This is a genomic window from Halopseudomonas sp. (assembly GCF_036960865.1).
Classification (GTDB): Bacteria; Pseudomonadota; Gammaproteobacteria; order Pseudomonadales; family Pseudomonadaceae; genus Halopseudomonas.
Genome location: NZ_JBALWE010000001.1, coordinates 396,479 through 414,792, shown reverse-complemented (window position 1 = coordinate 414,792; position 18,314 = coordinate 396,479). Strand labels below are relative to the sequence as shown.

15 protein-coding genes are annotated in these 18,314 nt (G+C 59.7%); 13 read left to right on the top strand and 2 right to left on the bottom strand.

The window, feature by feature from the left end; genetic code table 11:
• Positions 1 to 146 precede the first annotated feature (146 nt).
• The 8 genes from lepA to acpS are packed head-to-tail and all read left to right on the top strand — an operon-like array spanning position 147 to position 6,730.
• Positions 147 to 1,946 (top strand): translation elongation factor 4, encoded by a 1,800-nt coding sequence (gene lepA, locus V7747_RS01945; RefSeq protein ID WP_335614372.1) that lies wholly within the window; start codon positions 147 to 149, stop codon positions 1,944 to 1,946.
• 18 nt (positions 1,947 to 1,964) lie between these two features.
• Complete coding sequence (lepB, locus tag V7747_RS01940) at positions 1,965 to 2,846, top strand: signal peptidase I (protein WP_335614371.1); 882 nt, start codon at positions 1,965 to 1,967, stop codon at positions 2,844 to 2,846.
• Between the two features lie 53 nt (positions 2,847 to 2,899).
• A complete protein-coding gene (locus V7747_RS01935; RefSeq protein ID WP_335614370.1) occupies positions 2,900 to 3,277 on the top strand; it encodes a DUF4845 domain-containing protein in 378 nt (125 codons plus the stop codon).
• A complete protein-coding gene (rnc, locus tag V7747_RS01930) occupies positions 3,274 to 3,963 on the top strand; it encodes a ribonuclease III (RefSeq protein ID WP_335614369.1) in 690 nt (229 codons plus the stop codon). Before V7747_RS01935 ends, rnc begins: the two co-directional genes overlap by 4 nt.
• Positions 3,956 to 4,858, top strand: coding sequence for a GTPase Era (gene era / locus V7747_RS01925; protein WP_335614368.1), 903 nt, complete (start codon positions 3,956 to 3,958; stop codon positions 4,856 to 4,858). The genes rnc and era overlap by 8 nt, the downstream gene beginning before the upstream one ends.
• Before the next feature lie 15 nt (positions 4,859 to 4,873).
• The gene (recO, locus tag V7747_RS01920) at positions 4,874 to 5,560 is read left to right on the top strand and encodes a DNA repair protein RecO (RefSeq protein ID WP_335614367.1); all 687 of its coding nucleotides are present in this window, start codon (positions 4,874 to 4,876) and stop codon (positions 5,558 to 5,560) included.
• 49 nt (positions 5,561 to 5,609) lie between these two features.
• Positions 5,610 to 6,353: a pyridoxine 5'-phosphate synthase gene (gene pdxJ / locus V7747_RS01915; RefSeq protein ID WP_335614366.1), complete on the top strand. Its 744-nt coding sequence runs from the start codon at positions 5,610 to 5,612 to the stop codon at positions 6,351 to 6,353.
• Positions 6,350 to 6,730, top strand: a complete 381-nt coding sequence (acpS, locus tag V7747_RS01910) for a holo-ACP synthase (protein ID WP_335614365.1) — start codon at positions 6,350 to 6,352, stop codon at positions 6,728 to 6,730. The genes pdxJ and acpS overlap by 4 nt, the downstream gene beginning before the upstream one ends.
• On the opposite strand, the gene V7747_RS01905 is transcribed toward acpS, so the two are convergent.
• A complete protein-coding gene (locus V7747_RS01905) occupies positions 6,719 to 9,496 on the bottom strand; it encodes a response regulator (RefSeq protein ID WP_335614364.1) in 2,778 nt (925 codons plus the stop codon). The genes acpS and V7747_RS01905 overlap by 12 nt on opposite strands.
• A gap of 102 nt (positions 9,497 to 9,598) precedes the next feature.
• Here V7747_RS01905 and cysM point away from each other — a divergent pair, with 102 nt between their 5' ends.
• The 4 genes from cysM to mazG are packed head-to-tail and all read left to right on the top strand — an operon-like array spanning position 9,599 to position 14,936.
• Positions 9,599 to 10,501 carry a cysteine synthase CysM gene (gene cysM / locus V7747_RS01900; RefSeq protein WP_335614363.1) on the top strand — a complete coding sequence of 301 codons (903 nt, stop codon included), beginning with the start codon at positions 9,599 to 9,601 and terminating at the stop codon, positions 10,499 to 10,501.
• Positions 10,498 to 11,844 carry a 23S rRNA (uracil(1939)-C(5))-methyltransferase RlmD gene (gene rlmD / locus V7747_RS01895; RefSeq protein WP_335614362.1) on the top strand — a complete coding sequence of 449 codons (1,347 nt, stop codon included), beginning with the start codon at positions 10,498 to 10,500 and terminating at the stop codon, positions 11,842 to 11,844. The genes cysM and rlmD overlap by 4 nt, the downstream gene beginning before the upstream one ends.
• 30 nt (positions 11,845 to 11,874) lie before the next feature.
• Positions 11,875 to 14,121: a GTP diphosphokinase gene (gene relA, locus V7747_RS01890; RefSeq protein WP_335614361.1), complete on the top strand. Its 2,247-nt coding sequence runs from the start codon at positions 11,875 to 11,877 to the stop codon at positions 14,119 to 14,121.
• The gene (mazG, locus tag V7747_RS01885; RefSeq protein WP_335614360.1) at positions 14,118 to 14,936 is read left to right on the top strand and encodes a nucleoside triphosphate pyrophosphohydrolase; all 819 of its coding nucleotides are present in this window, start codon (positions 14,118 to 14,120) and stop codon (positions 14,934 to 14,936) included. Before relA ends, mazG begins: the two co-directional genes overlap by 4 nt.
• Before the next feature lie 73 nt (positions 14,937 to 15,009).
• Here the strand turns inward: mazG and V7747_RS01880 are convergent, their stop codons facing one another.
• Entirely contained in the window at positions 15,010 to 15,354 is a 345-nt protein-coding gene (locus tag V7747_RS01880; protein WP_335614359.1) for a pilin assembly protein, read from the bottom strand.
• Between the two features lie 178 nt (positions 15,355 to 15,532).
• On the opposite strand from V7747_RS01880, the gene ppc reads away from it, so the two are divergent.
• Positions 15,533 to 18,172: a phosphoenolpyruvate carboxylase gene (gene ppc / locus V7747_RS01875; RefSeq protein WP_335614358.1), complete on the top strand. Its 2,640-nt coding sequence runs from the start codon at positions 15,533 to 15,535 to the stop codon at positions 18,170 to 18,172.
• The last annotated feature ends 142 nt before the right edge of the window (positions 18,173 to 18,314 follow it).

The window sequence follows — 18,314 nt, the reverse complement described above, 5'->3', positions numbered from 1 at the left end:
GTCCGCTGTACGGCGCCGTTAGGCTCCGTCAGCGGGTGGCGCTGCGATAGCACCGTCTCCTGTAATCAGGTACACTCGCCGGCTGTTTTCGGGGATATTTCCCGTCCATCGCCATGTCTGGCAACCACGTCTGGATGATCCGCGCTGTGAGTGACCTGAGCTTAATACGTAATTTTTCCATCATTGCCCACATCGACCATGGCAAGTCGACGCTGGCAGACCGCTTTATCCAGCTTTGTGGCGGGCTGACCGAGCGCGAGATGGCTGCTCAGGTGCTAGATTCGATGGACCTGGAGCGTGAGCGTGGCATTACCATCAAGGCACATAGTGTGACGCTGTATTACACAGCCAATGATGGCAAGACCTATCAGCTGAATTTTATCGATACCCCCGGCCATGTCGACTTTCACTACGAGGTAAGTCGCTCGCTTGCCGCTTGTGAGGGCGCACTGCTGGTTGTCGATGCGGCGCAAGGCGTCGAGGCGCAGTCGGTGGCAAACTGTTACACCGCGATCGAGCAGGGGCTGGAAGTGATGCCCGTGCTCAACAAGATTGATCTGCCCCAAGCGGAGCCAGAACGGGTCAAGGCCGAGATCGAAAGCGTGATCGGTATTGACGCGACGGATGCAGTGGCGTGTAGTGCGAAAAGCGGGATTGGCGTCGAAGACGTGCTGGAAAGCCTGATCAAGACCATTCCTTGTCCTGTCGGAGAGATTGATGCTCCCTTGCAGGCGCTGATCATCGACTCCTGGTTCGATAACTACCTGGGTGTCGTCTCCTTGGTGCGAGTCAAGCATGGCCGTATCAAGAAGGGCGATAAGGTGCTGGTCAAGTCAACCGGCAAGCTGCACCAAGTTGACAGCGTTGGTGTATTCAACCCCAAGCATTCGGAAACTCCGGACCTCAAGGCTGGTGAGGTGGGCTTTATCATCGCGGGCATCAAGGACATTCACGGTGCTCCCGTAGGCGACACCTTGACCCTGGCCGCTACGCCCGATGTGGCGATGCTGCCCGGCTTCCAGAAAGTGAAGCCACAAGTCTATGCTGGGCTTTTCCCTGTCAGTTCGGATGATTTCGAGGACTTTCGCGAAGCTTTGCAGAAACTGACTCTCAACGACGCGGCGCTGCAATTTGAGCCGGAAAGCTCCGAGGCGCTAGGTTTTGGTTTTCGCATCGGCTTCTTGGGCATGTTGCACATGGAAATCATCCAGGAGCGGCTGGAGCGCGAGTATGACCTGGATCTGATTACTACTGCGCCTACCGTGGTATTCGAGGTGGTTAAGAAAGACGGCGAAATCATTTACGTCGATAACCCCTCGCACCTACCTGACCCGTCGGTCATCGAAGAGATGCGCGAGCCGATCGTGAGGGCCAACATTCTGGTACCACAGGATCACCTTGGCAGCGTTATCACCCTCTGTATCGACAAGCGTGGCGTGCAGCACGACATGATTTTTCTTGGCACTCAGGTACAGGTTACCTACGATTTGCCGATGAACGAGGTGGTACTCGATTTCTTTGATCGTCTGAAGTCGGTGAGCCGCGGGTACGCTTCGCTTGATTACAGCTTTGATCGCTTTCAGCCAGCCAAGCTGGTGCGCCTGGATGTACTTATCAATAACGAGAAGGTAGATGCCCTGGCTTTGATCGTGCACCGGGACAACGCGGCCTTCAAAGGGCGTCAACTGGTCGAGAAAATGCGTGAATTGATTCCTCGCCAGATGTTTGATGTGGCTATCCAGGCTGCCATGGGTGGCCAGATTGTTGCGCGCTCTACCGTCAAGGCGCTACGCAAGAACGTTCTTGCCAAGTGTTACGGTGGCGACGCGAGCCGGAAGAAGAAGCTGCTGGAAAAGCAGAAAGCGGGTAAGAAGCGCATGAAGCAGGTGGGCAGCGTAGAAATTCCGCAGGATGCCTTCTTGGCAGTGCTGAAAGTAGACAACTAGGGACGTGAAGCGCACACAATGACGCATATTAATTTCCCGCTGGTACTGGTGCTGGCTGTGGCCATCAGCGGTTTTCTTGCTCTTATCGACCTGTTGTTTCTTGCGCCTCGCCGTCGTCGCGCGCTGGCCGCCTATGAATCTCAGGTGGATGTTGCAGACCCGCAAACGATAGAGCGCCTGAACAAGGAACCTCTGCTGGTTGAATACGGCAAGTCGTTCTTTCCAGTGCTGGCGGTGGTTCTAGTGTTGCGTTCCTTCCTGGTCGAGCCATTCCAGATTCCATCCGGTTCAATGAAGCCTACACTGGAAGTCGGTGATTTTATTCTGGTCAATAAATTCGCTTACGGCATTCGTTTGCCGGTCGCCGATACCAAGGTGATCCCCATCGGCGACCCTCAACGCGGCGACGTCATGGTGTTTCGTTACCCCAATGATCCTTCCATCAATTACATCAAGCGCGTCATTGGCTTGCCCGGGGATCACATTCGCTATGCTGAAAAACAGTTGTATGTGAATGGTAAAAAGGTGGAGCACGAGCTGGTTGACATCATCCCCGATGACGAGGTGCCGGCAGGCCATCCGTTGCAGGCTTTGGCTAATGCGGCTATATATCGTGAGCAACTGGGTGAGGTAAGCCATCTGATTCGTCAGAAGCAGTTGTCACAGACGCCGCCTGAAAAAGAGTGGGTAGTGCCGCAGGGGTATTACTTCATGATGGGCGACAATCGGGACAACTCCAATGACAGTCGTTACTGGCATGCAGATGATATGCCCAGGGAGTTGTGGGGAATGGTTCCGGACAACTATATTGTGGGCAAGGCCTTCGCAGTCTGGATGCATTGGCCTGAACCCAAGCTGAGCAATCTGCCGAGTTTTTCGAGTGTTGCCTTGATCCATTGAGGCGCGGGTGGCAGTTGTCAACATAACATCAACAACGGACGTACGAGGTTATTATGCGCCACTCTCAGAAAGGGGCATCGTTTTTTGGCTGGTTGGCGGTTATTGCGCTACTGATATTTGCTATGGTCATTGCGATGAAGCTGGTTCCTATCTATATGGATCATTACGCGCTGCGTGACATTGTTACATCGATTAATGAAGACCCCACAATCAAGATCCGATCGCTACGTGATCTTAATTCGCATATCGAAAAGGGTTTGCGGGTCAACAGTATTCGCGACATCAATCCCAAAGAAGCGATCAAGGTGACGGCCAGTGGCAATAATGCCTACACGGTCGTTATCAAATACGAGCAACGCGCGCCGTTGCTCAATACAGTGGACCTGCTGGTTCATTTTGATGAAACCCATATTGTCAGACCCTTAAAGTGAGCAATAAGCTAGACCGACTGGAACGCAAGATAGGCTATCAGTTCAAGGACAAGGACCTGTTGGTGCTGGCCTTGACCCACCGCAGCCTCGGTGGCCGCAACAACGAGCGCCTGGAGTTTCTGGGCGACTCGATTCTTAATTTTGTAGCTGCCGAGATGCTCTTTCAACACTTCCCCCAGGCCCGTGAAGGGCAGCTCTCTCGTTTGCGGGCTCGCTTGGTCAAGGGCGTTACCTTGGCTGAGCTGGCCAAGGGCTTTGACCTTGGCGAGTATTTGCGTCTGGGCTCTGGGGAGCTAAAAAGCGGCGGTTTTCGCCGCGAATCTATTCTTGCAGATGCCACCGAGGCCATTATTGGTGCGATCTATCTGGACAGCGGTCTGGAAGCGGTACGTGAGCGTGTGTTGCATTGGCTCGGCGGGCATATTGCGACGCTGACGCTGGTGGACAACAACAAGGATCCCAAAACCCGCTTGCAGGAGTTTCTGCAGTCGCGGCAAAGTGACTTGCCCCGTTATGAGGTTATCGAAAGCAGCGGCGAAGCCCACTGCCGTACCTTCAAAGTCGATTGTCAGGTGGACCTGCTGTCCGAGCGGACTTTCGGTGAAGGCAATAGTCGTCGCCTGGCCGAACAGCAGGCTGCGCAGCTTGCCCTGATTGCACTGGGTGTGGAGAAAGCAGATGACTGAAGCAGTCAGCCGCTGTGGCTATGTCGCCATTGTGGGGCGTCCCAATGTGGGCAAGTCGACCTTGCTCAACCATATTCTTGGTCAAAAGCTGGCCATTACCTCGCGCAAGCCGCAAACCACGCGCCACACCATGCTCGGCATCAAAACTGAGGGTGAGGTTCAGGCGATTTACGTGGATACGCCAGGCCTGCACAAAGAAAATGAGAAAGCACTCAACCGGTTCATGAACAAAAGTGCAAGTCAGGCGCTGCGTGATGTGGATGTGGTGCTCTTTGTGGTTGACCGTACACGTTGGACCGACGAAGACCAGATGGTGTTTGAACGTGTGCAGTACGTTACCTGCCCGATATTGCTGGTGGTCAACAAGGTTGATCGCATGGACGACAAGAGCGATATTCTCCCGCACTTAGAGTGGTTGGCAGCGCAGCTGCCCAACGCCGAGGTGGTGCCTGTTTCGGCACTGCATGGCCGCAATATTGAAGTACTCGAACAGCTGATAGCCGAGCGCCTGCCGGAGAGCGAGCATTTCTATCCGGAGGATCAACTGACTGATCGCAGCTCGCGCTTCCTGGCGGCTGAACTGGTGCGTGAGAAAGTTATGCGTCAGTTGGGGGCTGAGATTCCTTATCAGGTGGCGGTCGAGATCGAGCAGTTCAAGCAGGAAGGCAAGATTCTGCATATCCACGCGCTGATTCTGGTTGAGCGCGACGGTCAGAAAAAAATCATCATCGGGGACAGTGGCGAGCGTCTGAAGAAGATTGGTCAGGAAGCGCGATTGGACATGCAGAAGCTGTTCGGCAGCAAGGTCATGTTGCACCTATGGGTCAAGGTGCGTCGCGGCTGGTCGGATGACGAACGGGCCCTGGGATCGTTGGGCTACCGATTCGACGACTGAAGCGACGCCGACGTCATGTCACTCGACCTGCAGCCGGCCTATGTGCTGCACAGCCGTCCATATCGGGACAGTAGCGCTCTGGTTGACCTGCTAACGCTGAGAGACGGTATGCAGCGGGTAGTGTGGCGGGGTGCAAAGCGGGGGCGCGGCGTCAAGCCGCAGGCCTTCACGCCGTTGTTGTTGAGCCTCTACGGCCGTGGCGAGTTGAAAACCCTGCAGCAAGCAGAGGTGGCCGGCAGCCACCTGCGGCTGCAGGGCGAAGCGCTATTCAGCGGCCTTTATCTCAATGAGCTTTTGGTTCGCCTGCTTTCTAGTGGTGACCCACAGACCCTTCTGTTTTCCGCCTATCAAACCGCGCTTGAGCAATTGGCGACTGAGCGTGCTGTGCAGCCGGTGTTGCGCGAGTTCGAATGGCAATTACTTGAGTTGATGGGATACGGTTTCAGTTTGGAAGTTGATGCCGCCGGCGCGCCGTTACAACCGCAAGCGCTTTATCAGTGGGATGCCGAACATGGTTTGCGAAGCTCCCAGCACGACCAACCCGGCCTACTGCCCGGTTCTGGCCTGTTGGCCATGGCCAATGGCGATTGGCAGCATCCTGCTGCCTTGCACACAGCCAAGCGCCTGATGCGCAAGGCGCTCGCGGTGCATCTTGGCGATCGTCCGCTGTTCAGTCGGCAGCTGTTTGCTGGCAAGCCCTAATTTTTTTGCGGCGCCGTTTGTTCGCCGCCGATGACAGGAGAGTGCAAACATGAGCCAGAGCAGTCGTGTGTTGCTCGGAGTGAATATCGACCACGTAGCCACGCTGCGGCAGGCGCGGGGCACCCGTTATCCTGACCCGGTACAAGCGGCAATCGAGGCGGAGCAGGCTGGTGCCGATGGCATCACCGTACATTTGCGGGAGGATCGTCGTCATATTCAGGAGCGAGACGTTGAGCTGCTGGCGGCGGTACTGCAGACTCGCATGAACTTCGAAATGGCGGTGACCGACGAAATGATTGCCTTCGCGGAGAGGCTCAAGCCAGCACATGTGTGCCTAGTGCCGGAGCGGCGTGAGGAGTTGACCACTGAGGGGGGGCTGGATGTCTGCGGCAATGAGGCGCGAGTGCAGGTAGCGGTTGAGCGTCTGGCTGCTGCTGGGTCCGAGGTGTCATTGTTCATCGACCCTGATGCACGGCAGATTGAGGCGGCCAAGCGAGTGGGCGCGCCGGTGATCGAGCTGCACACGGGGCATTACGCCGATACCGAAGGGGATGAGCAGGCGCAGGCGCTGAAGCGCATTCAGGTCGCTGTCAATTACGCACGCAAGCTAGGTCTGGTGGTGAACGCCGGGCACGGCCTGCATTACCACAACGTCGAGCCGATCGCGGCCATTCCCGGTATCAATGAACTGAACATTGGTCACGCGATCATCGCTCGCGCCCTTTTCTCGGGGTTGGCACAGGCGGTCAAGGATATGCGTGCGCTAGTCTTGGGTGCTGCGGGTCGCGCATGATTCGTGGCATTGGAACCGATCTGGTGCTGGTGTCTCGCATAGAGGCGGTACTGGGGAGGCAAGGCGAGCGTTTTGCGCAGCGCATTCTCACGCCGGACGAGTTCCTACGGTTTGCCTCTCACCGCCAGCCGGCACGTTTTCTGGCCAAGCGGTTTGCCGCCAAGGAGGCGATCCTGAAAGCGCTGGGAACCGGCTTGGCAAACGGGCTCTCTTGGCAGCACATGCAGATTGATAACGACCCCGCTGGGGCGCCGATGGTGCGCTTGACGGCGGTCGCCGCGCAGCTCCTTGCCCAGGGTGGCGGCGGTCGTATGCTGTTGTCGCTCAGTGACGAGAGGGAGCAGGCGCTGGCCTTCGCAGTCTGGTCACTCGACTGAAGCCGTTTCCAGCAGGCGTTCTATCGCCTGCATCAGCGCAGTGATCTCTGTGGTAGCACTGCCGCCTTCTTTTAATCTGGTTTCAGCGCGCAGGCAGCATTGGCGCAGCTCGGGCACGCCACAGTAGCGTGTGGCGCCGTGCAACTTGTGCACGGCTTCCAGCAGCTCGTTCAGATCCTTGTGATCCGCCGCCTGCGCTATGCGGGTGCGCACTGACGGCAGGTCAGTCAGTAGCATATCCAGCATGTCAGCGGCGAGATCTTGTTTGCCGGCGGCCAGGCGCAGGCTTTCTTCCGGATCCAATACCAACGGAGCGGGCGGCGCGTCGGAGGGGGGCGTTTCGTCCGAGGCGGCCTGGCCCACCTGATATCCGGTCCATTTCTTTAGACATTCGCGCAGTTGAGCGGGGCTGATCGGCTTGCTCAGATAGTCGTTCATGCCGCACTTGAGCAGACGCCTACGTTCATCCGCCAGCGCGTGCGCGGTGAGGGCGATTATGGGTGTGGGGCTCTGGCCGCTGAGTGACTCTCCAAGGCGAATCTCTTCCGTGGTCTGTCGCCCGTCCATGCCAGGCATCTGCACATCCATGAAGATCAGGTCGAAACGCTGCTCTCGCAGGACTTCAAGCGCGCGCTCGCCGCTACTGACTGTCAATACCCGGGTGCCCATCTCGCGCAGGAACGTCTCCACCAACTTGAGGTTGGCCGGATTGTCGTCAACACAGAGTACGCCTACCGAATCCGGGTTCGCGCGACGTTCGAACGCTGGGCCCTGTATCAGGTTGGCAGGCTCATTGCGCGGCTGCAGTAGGTGGGTGGCGGCGCGGAACAGCTTGCGCGTGCACAGCGGTTTGGAAAGCACCATGCAATGGGCGCTGGGGAGATTTTCCAAATGCTCGTTTTGCTCGGTGGTGCTGGCCATGAGGATGCTTTTGCAGCGGCCGCTGTCGGCCCATTCGCGCATGCAGGCGATCACGGGCGACAGTGGGGTGCCGGCCGGGGGACTGCCCAGTACAACGAGTTTGATGTTGTCGCCGTCGGTGCTGGCCAGTGCAGTACTGAGCGCATGCAGACTGGGAAATAGACTGATCTCCAGGCCTAAATCCTGCAGGCAATGGATGAGCGCCTGCTGGCTGAGTGGCTGTGGCTCACAGACCGCTACCCGGAATCCCAGCAGCGGTTGGGCGGGTAGATCGTCACTGGCTTGGCTGGACTTGTTCAGTCGCAGGGTCAGCCAGAACTCCGATCCTTCGCCCGCGACGCTTTTCAGGCCGATCTCGCCCTGCATCTGCTCGACCAATCGCTTGGTGATGACCAAGCCCAGACCGGTGCCGCCGGGCTGGCGTGATAATGAGTTGTCCACCTGGCTGAATGCCTTGAACAGGGACTTCTGCTGTGACGGCGTCAGACCCACTCCAGTATCGGTTACGCTGAGACGCAGGGTGACCTGGTCGTCATCCTCGTCCTCCAGCATGGTTCGCAGGCACACCGAGCCCTCATGGGTAAACTTGATCGCATTGCTGATCAGGTTCGACAGTATCTGCTTCAGGCGCAACTGATCGCCACTGAGACTGAGCGGGGTATCGCGATAGATCAGACTGACCAACTCGACGCCTTTCTGGTGGGCTGCCGGAGCGAGCATGGTCAGGGTGTCCTGAACCAGGTCACGCAGATTGAACGGCATGTTCTCCAGTACCAGCTTTCCGGCTTCGATCTTGGAGAAGTCGAGAATCTCGTTGATGATCGCCAGCAGGTTATCCGCCGATTTGCTGATGGTGCCCAGATACTCTTCCTGCCGCGGGCTCATTTCGGTGCGTTCCAGCAGATTGCTGAAACCAAGAATGCCGTTCAGGGGGGTACGCAGTTCGTGGCTCATGTTGGCCAAGAATTCGGACTTGATACGATTGGCTTCCTGCGCCGTCTTGCGGGCCATGTCGAGCTCGATGTTCTGCACCTCGATGGTTTCCAGCGTCTGTTGCAGGTCTTCGATCGCCTGATCGACGTTCTGCTGCAGCTCCCCCTGTGCGCTTTGCAGTGCCTGCGCCATGGTGTTGATGCCACTGGCCAGATCATCCAGCTCGCGGCTGCCCTGTTCGGCCAGGCGGACATCGAGCTGGCCTTTGCTGATGCGGGCGATAGCCTGGTTGATCTGGGCCACCGGACCGATGATGCGGCGGCCCATGGTGCTGACCAATAGGCCGGTTACCACCAGACCGATCAAAATCAGCACCAGAGTCGTCAGCAGGCTCTGATAGCTGCGCAGCAGCGTATTGCCATGGCTCAGCTCGACTTCCAACCAGCCGAGCAGTGCATCGGCTTCCAGGTCTGGGCGGTTGGCCTTTTCCAGTAGTCCGGGGCTGGCCAGCAGGGGCAGGGTGAAGCGGGTGCTGTGTTTGCTGGCCTGAATCTGCAGGCCGGTTCCAGCGGCAAGGCTGCTTTCCGGTAGAGTGCGCTCGGTGGGCTGCATCTGTGGCCCGCTGTGCTCCAGCAGCCGGCGCTCGCTGTCGTAGAGTGCCGCCGCCCGCACGTCCTGGTAGTTCAGTGCGCGCGCCAGCGGGCCGCGCAGACGCTCTGGCTGTCCGGCGAGCAAGGCTTCGGTGGCGGGCCCTTGCAAGTGTTCAGCGGTCATCTGTCCGCGCTCCAGCAGCTGTTGCTCCAGATCTTGCAACTGCTGCCAGCTGAAATAGCCACCCAATGCCAGCGCCAACAGGCCGCTGGGGACCAGTGTCATCAGCAGGATACGGGTCTTGATGCCGATCTCGTTCATTGTGTATATCCGCCACGCCGTTGCCGGTATCATAGGCTGCCTGAACAGAAAGCGCAGCCTTGGCGACTGAATTGCTCCGCGCCCAGGCTCCCAGGGTGAACAATGACGATCAAATATCCAACCATTGCCGAGTGCATCGGCAACACTCCCATGGTGCGCCTGCAGCGGCTTCCCGGCGCCACCAGCAACACCATTCTGGTCAAGCTGGAAGGCAACAACCCGGCGGGCTCGGTGAAAGACCGCCCGGCCCTGTCGATGATCGAACGTGCCGAGCAGCGTGGCGACATCGTGCCCGGCGATACGCTGATTGAAGCCACCTCCGGCAATACCGGCATCGCGCTGGCCATGGTCGCGGCCATGAAGGGCTACCGCATGGTGTTGATTATGCCGAACAACATGAGTGCCGAGCGCAAGTCAGCCATGACTGCCTATGGCGCGCAGCTGATTGAGGTGACCCAGTCTCAGGGTATGGAAGGCGCGCGTGACCTGGCCTTGCAGATGCAGGCCGATGGCAAGGGCAAAGTGTTGGACCAGTTCGGCAATCAGGACAATCCCGAAGCGCATTACCAAGGTACCGGACCGGAAATCTGGCGCGATACCGGTGGCAGCATCACGCATTTTGTCAGCTCCATGGGCACCACGGGCACTATCATGGGCACCTCACGCTATCTCAAGGAACAGAATGCGGCGGTTCAGATCGTAGGTCTGCAGCCCATTGAAGGCGCCTCCATCCCCGGCATTCGCCGCTGGCCTAAAGAGTATTTGCCGACCATTTTCGACCAGACCCGAGTAGATCGGGTAATCGATATGGGTCAGGCCGAGGCGGAAGTCACCATGCGGCGCTTGGCCCGGGAAGAGGGCATCTTCTGCGGCGTCTCCTCTGGCGGCTCGGTAGCAGCAGCGCTGCGCCTGAGTGCCGAGGTAGAGAATGCGGTTATCGTCGCGATCATCTGCGACCGGGGTGACCGTTATCTGTCGACCGGCATCTACGACGGCGACGTATGAACCGGCCTCGCCAGCGTAAGCCGCGACGTCCGAGTACGGACGCGCCGGCAGCCATTGGCCAGCGTATCGAGCTCAGCCTGGAACGCCTGACCCACGATGGTCGGGGTATTGGTCGCTGGCAGGGGCGTACCGTGTTTGTCGAAGGTGGCCTGCCGGATGAGCAGGTGCAGGCGCGCGTCGTACGGGCACGCAGCAAGCTGATCGAGGCGCGCCAAGAGCAGGTACTGCGTGCAAGTGCTGAGCGACTGCAGCCGGTTTGCCGCCACGCCGAGCTCTGCGGTGGCTGCAGCGTGCAGCACATGCCGTCCAGCCGGCAGCTGGAGTTCAAGCAGCAGGCGCTTAATCAGCAGCTGACGCATTTTGCCGGTGTCCAGCCCGAGCATTGGCAACCTCCGCTGCAAGGCGCTGCCTATGGTTATCGGCAGCGCACGCGCGTGTCGGTGCGCTGGCAGCCCAAGGCTGCGCGGCTGGAGGTCGGCTTTCGCCAGCGCGCCAGCAGTGAGCTGGTACAGGTGCAGGAGTGCCCCGTACTGGTGCCGAAGTTGCAACCGGTGATCGCACAGCTGGCCGCCATGCTGGAGACACTCACCGCGGCTCGGGAGATCGGTCATGTTGAATTGATCGGTGGCGAAGAGCCGGCCATGGTGGTGCGCCACCTGCGCGCGCTGGGCGAGGCCGATCGGCAGGTGCTCATCGACTTTGCCGGGCAGCACGGCCTGGTGTGCTGGTTGCAGGGTGAGAATAGCGAGCTGCAGGCGATCACCTCGAACGCAAAGGAGCCCTCGTATCGGCTCGTGGATCAGGACTTGCATCTGCGCTTCGCCCCTGGGGACTTTACGCAGGTCAACGCCGAAGTAAACCAGGCGATGATCAACCAGGCGCTGGACTGGCTCGCGCTGCAAGCGGACGAGCGGGTACTCGACCTTTTCTGCGGGGTCGGCAACTTTGCTCTGGCGATGGCGCGGCAGGGCGCGCAGGTAACCGGTATCGAAGGCAGTGAAATGATGGTGGCGCGGGCCCGTGCCAATGCCTCGGCCAATGGTCTGGCGGGATTGCACTTTTTCTCGGCAGACTTGTCGAAGCCCCTTGAATTGCCGACGGATTTCTCAGGCTACTCGGCGGCGCTGCTCGACCCACCACGCGATGGCGCGCAGCAGTTGGTCGTGGACCTGGCGGCCTTGGGTATCGAGCGCATACTTTACATTTCCTGTAACCCGGCAACGCTCGCGCGGGATGCAGGCATATTGGCGGCCAAAGGCTACAGCCTGGTCAGAGCGGGGGTGATGGACATGTTCCCGCAAACCTCGCACGTGGAAGCCATGGCACTGTTCCGGAAGCACTAGCGCACTGGTGCGCCGGACGAGGAAAACAAGATGGTACAGGTCAGAGCGGAACACCCGACCAATCACGACGGCAGCATCAATATCGACGCTTGGATCGAGCGCATCGATCAACGCCTGCATCTCACGGCGCCCGAGGTATTGCGTGAGGCCTGCGAGTGGTCGCGTGATCTGGAGCGGGCGGCGATTGCTGCCGAAAATATCTGGGCGGACGGTGCCAGTAGCTACCTGACCGGTCTGGAAATGGCCGAAATTCTTGCTGATCTCAAGCTCGATCAGGACTCGCTGGTCGCCGCCGTGGTGTATCGGGCGGTGCGTGAACGCAAGACCGATCTGGCGGAAGTGCAGCATCGCTTCGGCGAGGTCGTCGCCCAACTGGTGGACGGCGTGCAGCGCATGGCGGCCATCAGCGTGTCGCAGAATACCGGCAAGAACACCGTGTTCAGCCCCCATGCGCAGGTCGAGAACCTGCGCAAGATGCTGGTCACCATGGTAGACGATGTGCGGGTCGCGCTGATCAAGCTGGCGGAGCGTACCTGCGCCATTCGTGCCGTCAAGGACGCGCCTGAAGAGAAGCGCTATCGGGTTGCCCGTGAGGTATTCGATATCTACGCCCCGCTGGCGCACCGGCTGGGTATCGGCCATATCAAGTGGGAGCTCGAAGACCTCTCGTTCCGCTACCTTGAGCCCAACCAGTACAAGCAGATCGCCAAGTTGCTGGACGAGCGTAGACTGGATCGCCAGGAATACATTGATACCGTGATGAGGCAGTTGCGCGCGGCGCTGGAAGAGGCCTCGATTTTTGGCGACATCACCGGGCGTGCCAAGCATATCTATTCCATCTGGCGGAAGATGCAGCGCAAGGGCATCGACTTCAGCCAGGTGTATGACGTGCGCGCGGTGCGCATTCTGGTGCCTCAGGTGCGTGACTGCTATACCGCGCTGGGGATAGTGCACAGCCTGTGGCGGCATATTCCCAATGAATTTGACGACTACATCGCCAATCCCAAGGAAAATGGCTATCGCTCGCTGCATACCGCTGTGGTTGGGCCGCACGGCAAGGTGCTGGAGGTACAGATTCGTACCCAGGCCATGCATGAAGAGGCCGAGCTGGGGGTGTGCGCGCATTGGCGCTACAAGGGTACCGATACCGACAGCTCCTCCAATGCCTATGAAGACAAGATCGCCTGGTTGCGTCAGGTGCTGGAATGGCATGAGGAGATGGGCGATATCGGAGGCCTGGCCGATCAGCTGCGCGTCGACTTCGAGCCGGACCGAATTTATCTGTTTACCCCCGATGGCCACGTGCTGGATGTGCCCAAGGGCGCTACACCTCTGGATTTCGCCTACCGGGTGCACACCGAGATCGGTCATAGCTGTCGTGGCGCCAAGGTCAATGGCCGCATTGTGCCGCTTAACTACGTGCTGCAGACCGGCGAGCAGGTTGAAATCATCACCGGCAAGCACAGCAATCCCAGCCGTGACTGGCTCAACTCGAACCTAGGCTACGTCAACACCTCGCGTGCGCGGGCCAAGGTGCAGCATTGGTTCAAGCAGCAGGCACGTGAGCAGAACGTGCAGGCCGGCAAGCTGATGCTGGAGCGTGAACTGACCCGTCTGGCGCTTAATGGGGCAGATTACGCGCAGTTGATTGACCGTTTGGGCATCAAGGGCCAGGAAGACCTGTTTGCCGCCGTAGGGTCGGGCGACATGCGGCTGGCCCATGTGGTGGGCGTGGCCCATCAACTGGTTGAGCCGGATCGCCACAGCGAGCAGCTGGAACTGATTCCGAAGAAGCCAAGCAAGGTCGGGCGCCGTGGCGATGTCTACATTCAGGGCGTCGGTAACCTGATGACCCAGCTGGCTGGCTGCTGTCAGCCGGTACCGGGCGACCCCATCATTGGCTATATCACTCTTGGGCGCGGCGTTACCGTACACCGCGCCGATTGTGCCAACGCCATGCAGCTGCAAGATCGCGACTCGGAGCGCCTGATTGAAGTCAGCTGGGGCGGAGCGCCGGTGCAAACCTATCCGGTTGAAATTTATATCAAGGCCTATGACCGCTCGGGTCTGCTGCGCGACGTCTCGCTGATGCTGGCCAACGAAAAGATCAATGTGCTGGAGGTCAGCACCCGCACCAACAAGGACGATAACTACGCGGCCATGTTGCTGACCATCGAAATCCCTAATCTCAACCTGCTGGGCCGTTTGCTGGGGCGCATCAGCCAGTTGCCCAATGTCATCGAGGCGCGGCGCAACCGTCAGGAGGGGCGCGGGTGAGTTATCAGCTTGATGACCTGCTGTATCTCATGGCGCGGTTGCGGGATCCGCAGCATGGCTGCCCGTGGGATCTTGAGCAAAACTTCGCCAGCATAGTGCCGCACACGCTGGAAGAGGCCTACGAAGTGGCCGACGCGATTGAGCAGGGGGATTTTGATCAGTTGCGGGGCGAATTGGGTGACCTGCTATTTCAGGTTGTGTATTACGCCCAGCTGGGGCAGGAAGAGGGGCGTTTTGACTGGGCGGCGGTAGTGGATGGCATCACGCGCAAACTGGTGCGACGTCACCCGCACGTCTTTCCCGACGGCAAGCTGCGCACGCCGCCGGGTAGTCTGACTCTGGCCCCGGAGCAGATCAAACAGCGTTGGGAGCAGATCAAGGCAGAGGAGCGCGCAGAGAAGGCAGCGCGCCCGGAGCAACTGTCCTTGCTGGATGACGTGCCGCAGGCGCTGCCCGCGTTGAGCCGTGCGCAGAAGTTGCAGAAGCGCGCGTCCAGTGCCGGGTTTGACTGGCCCGACGCTGCGCCTGTGGTCGACAAGATCGCCGAAGAGCTGGATGAGGTGCGTGAGGCCTTGAAAAGCGGAGATACCGACGCAGTAGCCGAGGAGCTGGGCGATTTGCTGTTTTGCGTCGTTAATCTAGCCCGGCATCTGGGCGTGGATGCGGAAAATGCCCTGCGTGAAGGTAATCACAAGTTCGAAGGCCGTTTTCGTTACATTGAAAAGGCACTGCGCGAACAGGGCGCCACGGTCGAGCAAAGCGATCTGGCTGTGCTGGATACGCTCTGGGATGAAGCGAAGGCTCGGGGCCTCTGATTACACCATGATCGGTTGATTGTGCGTATACCTTACGGCTGCGGACGTGCGGTCCGCAGCGCCGGTCAAAAGCTCAGTGCTGAATTTCCTGCTGTTGCTCGATCAACTCTTGCAGGTGCTTGCGGCTCAGCGCCAGATAGCGCGGCGTAGGGCCCTCGTCCTTGTACAGTGGATCGCCCAATTCATCGCGCGAGATGACCTCGGTACCGGCCTGATAAGGCAGACTGGCCTCCAGCTCTTCCAGGGCTGCGCTGAGCAGATCGGTAATCAGATCCTCGACCCTGCGTTTGGGGTACATTTCATGCAGCGCCGCGAGCCGCGCTGCGTCTTCCAGGCATAATTTGACCTCGTAGCTGTTGCGGGTTACGCGCCCTTTGGCGGTCTTTTCCCACGTCTGGGTGAGTTCACGGATCTTCATGTTTCCCCCTCGTCTCTTTAGTTCGCTTGTGGCGACACTGTCAGCATAGACCATATGCGACAGCTGTCTGCGGCAGCAGCGGTTGGCTGCATTATTCACCGCACCCAGTACTCTTGACCCCTTGTCAGCGTCTTTGTTGCATCGCATGCTGTGTGTCCACACGGCTGGAGGTTCCTGTATGACTGAAATCGATGCTCGCCTGCGTGAGGATGTACACCATCTAGGCACTTTGCTCGGGCAAACCATCCAGGCCCACCTGGGCGCCGACTTTCTGCAACGCATTGAACGCATACGCCTGGGCGCCAAGCAGGGCCGCAAGCAGGACGCCGCCGCGCACGATGAGCTGCTCGCCGCGCTGCAAGACCTGCCTGACCAACAACTGCTGCCGGTGTGTCGGGCGTTCAATCAGTTTCTCAATCTGGCAAATATCGCTGAACAACACCACCGTATCCGCCGACGTCGCGCCGATGAGCCGCTGGCGTTCGAGATGCGCTGTGTCAGCGAGCTGCTCAGCCGTTTGCAAGGCGAAGGCTTCAGCGCCGGGCAGATCATGCAGCAGATCAATACGCTGGATATCGAGCTGGTGCTGACGGCTCACCCCACCGAGGTGACGCGGCGTACCTTGATTCAGAAATACGACGCTATCGTCGAAGCGCTGGCGCGTGGCGACCACGACGATCTGACCGACGCAGAGCGTGAGTCGGTGCGTCAGGACCTGGCGCGTCTGATCAGTGAGGCCTGGCATACCGATGAGATTCGGCGCCAGCGCCCCACGCCGGTAGACGAAGCCAAGTGGGGCTTTGCGGTCATCGAGCACTCGCTCTGGCAGGCGCTGCCGCAGTTTCTACGCCGTTTTGATGCCGATATCTTTGCCGCAACCGGGGAGCACCTGGACCTGCATGCGGCGCCGATCCGTATCGCGTCCTGGATGGGTGGGGATCGTGACGGCAACCCCAATGTCACCGCGCCCATCACCCGTGAAGTGCTGCTGCTGGGGCGCTGGATGGCGGCGGATCTGTATCTGCGCGACATTGACGCGTTAGCCAATCAACTGTCCATGCATGCCGCCACCGACGAGCTGCAGGCCTTGTCTGGCGGGGCGGCCGAGCCCTATCGTGCGGTTCTCAAGCAGCTCAAATTACGTCTGTTGGCAACGCGCGACTGGGCCAAGGCCGCACTGAGTGAGGATATCGCTCCCGATGAGGCCGTGTTGCAGACGCTCGAAGCACTGCGTGCCCCGCTGGAAGCCTGCTATCACTCGCTGGTGCAACTGGGCATGCGGCGCATTGCACACGGCCCGCTGCTCGATACGCTGCGCCGGGTCAATGCCTTTGGTCTGGGGTTGGTCAAACTGGATATACGGCAGGATGCCGGGCGTCATGCCGACGTATTTGCCGAGCTGACCGAGTACCTGCAGCTCGGCAATTACGCCGAGTGGGATGAGGCGCAGCGCTGTCGCTTCCTGCTACAGGAGCTGCACAGTCGGCGGCCACTGTTGCCGGCGGATTGGCAGCCGAGCGCCGAGGTTGCCGAGGTGTTGGCCACGTGTCGGGTGGTAGCCAGTCAACCGCAGCTGATGCTGGGCTCCTATGTCATTTCGATGGCCTCGCACCCCTCCGACGTGCTGGCGGTCAAGTTGCTGTTGAAGGAAACCGGCGTGCAATGGCCGATGCGCGTGGCGCCATTGTTCGAGACGCTAGCCGACTTGGAGCACGCGGCCGACGCGATTGATAGGCTGCTGTCGCTGCAGGATTATCGAGCGCTGGTCGGTGATGAGCAGGAAGTCATGATCGGTTACTCGGACTCCGCCAAGGATGCCGGAACCCTGGCGGCCGGCTGGGCGCAATATCGCGCGCAGGAAGCGCTGGTAAAGGTGTGCCAGCAGCACGGAGTGCACCTGCGCCTGTTCCATGGGCGTGGTGGTACCGTCGGGCGTGGTGGCGCGCCAGCTCACATGGCTATTCTCTCGCAGCCGCCCGGTTCGGTGCAGGGACAGCTGCGGGTAACCGAGCAGGGCGAGATGATTCGCTTCAAGTTCGGTTTGCCGGGTATCGCTGTGCAGAGTCTGCAGTTGTATGCCAGCGCCGTGCTGGAGGCTAGTCTGCTGCCTCCGCCTGCCCCCGAACCCGCCTGGCGCGAACTGATTCAGCGCCTGGCTGACCGCTCGGTCGAGGTCTATCGCGGGGTAGTGCGTGAGGAGCCACAGTTTGTCGAGTACTTCCGGCAGGCGACGCCGGAACAGGAGTTGGCACGGCTGCCCCTGGGGAGCCGCCCGGCCAAGCGGCGCAGCCAGGGGGGGATTGAAACCCTGCGGGCGATCCCGTGGATTTTTGCCTGGACACAGACGCGTCTCATGCTGCCCGCTTGGCTGGGCGCCGGCCAGGCCCTGCAGGAGGCGCTGGACGCCGGCGAAGGCCAGGTACTGCGAGATATGATGGCGGGCTGGCCGTTCTTTCTGGCACGGATAGAAATGCTGGAAATGGTGTTGTCCAAGGCCGATGCGGGTATTTCGCGCTTTTATGAACAGCGTCTGGCCAGTGCCGAGCTCTGGCCACTGGGCGAGCGTCTGCGCGCTGCGCTGCAACAGGCGACCGAGGTGGTGCTGGAGCTGCGCGGTACAGAAACCCTGCTGGCGCACAACCCGGCACTGAGTGAGTCGGTCGCAGTGCGCAACCCCTACACCGATCCCCTGCATTTGCTGCAGGCGGAATTGATGGCGCGTACGCGTGCGCAGGGTGAGAGTATCGATCCGGATCTCGAGCGCGCCTTGTTGGTTACCGTGGCTGGCATCGCGGCGGGTATGCGCAACACCGGTTAAGTCGGCTGCGAGTGCCGCCATCCCTCGGTTTGGCGGCACCATTGTCATGTGTTTCAAGGGCTTGCCTGGGTGCGACAATGGTCCAGCTTGTGCATGCTGGCGCGGGCGTGTATGTTGAACGCCCTTTTGCCCCCGGCTGTAT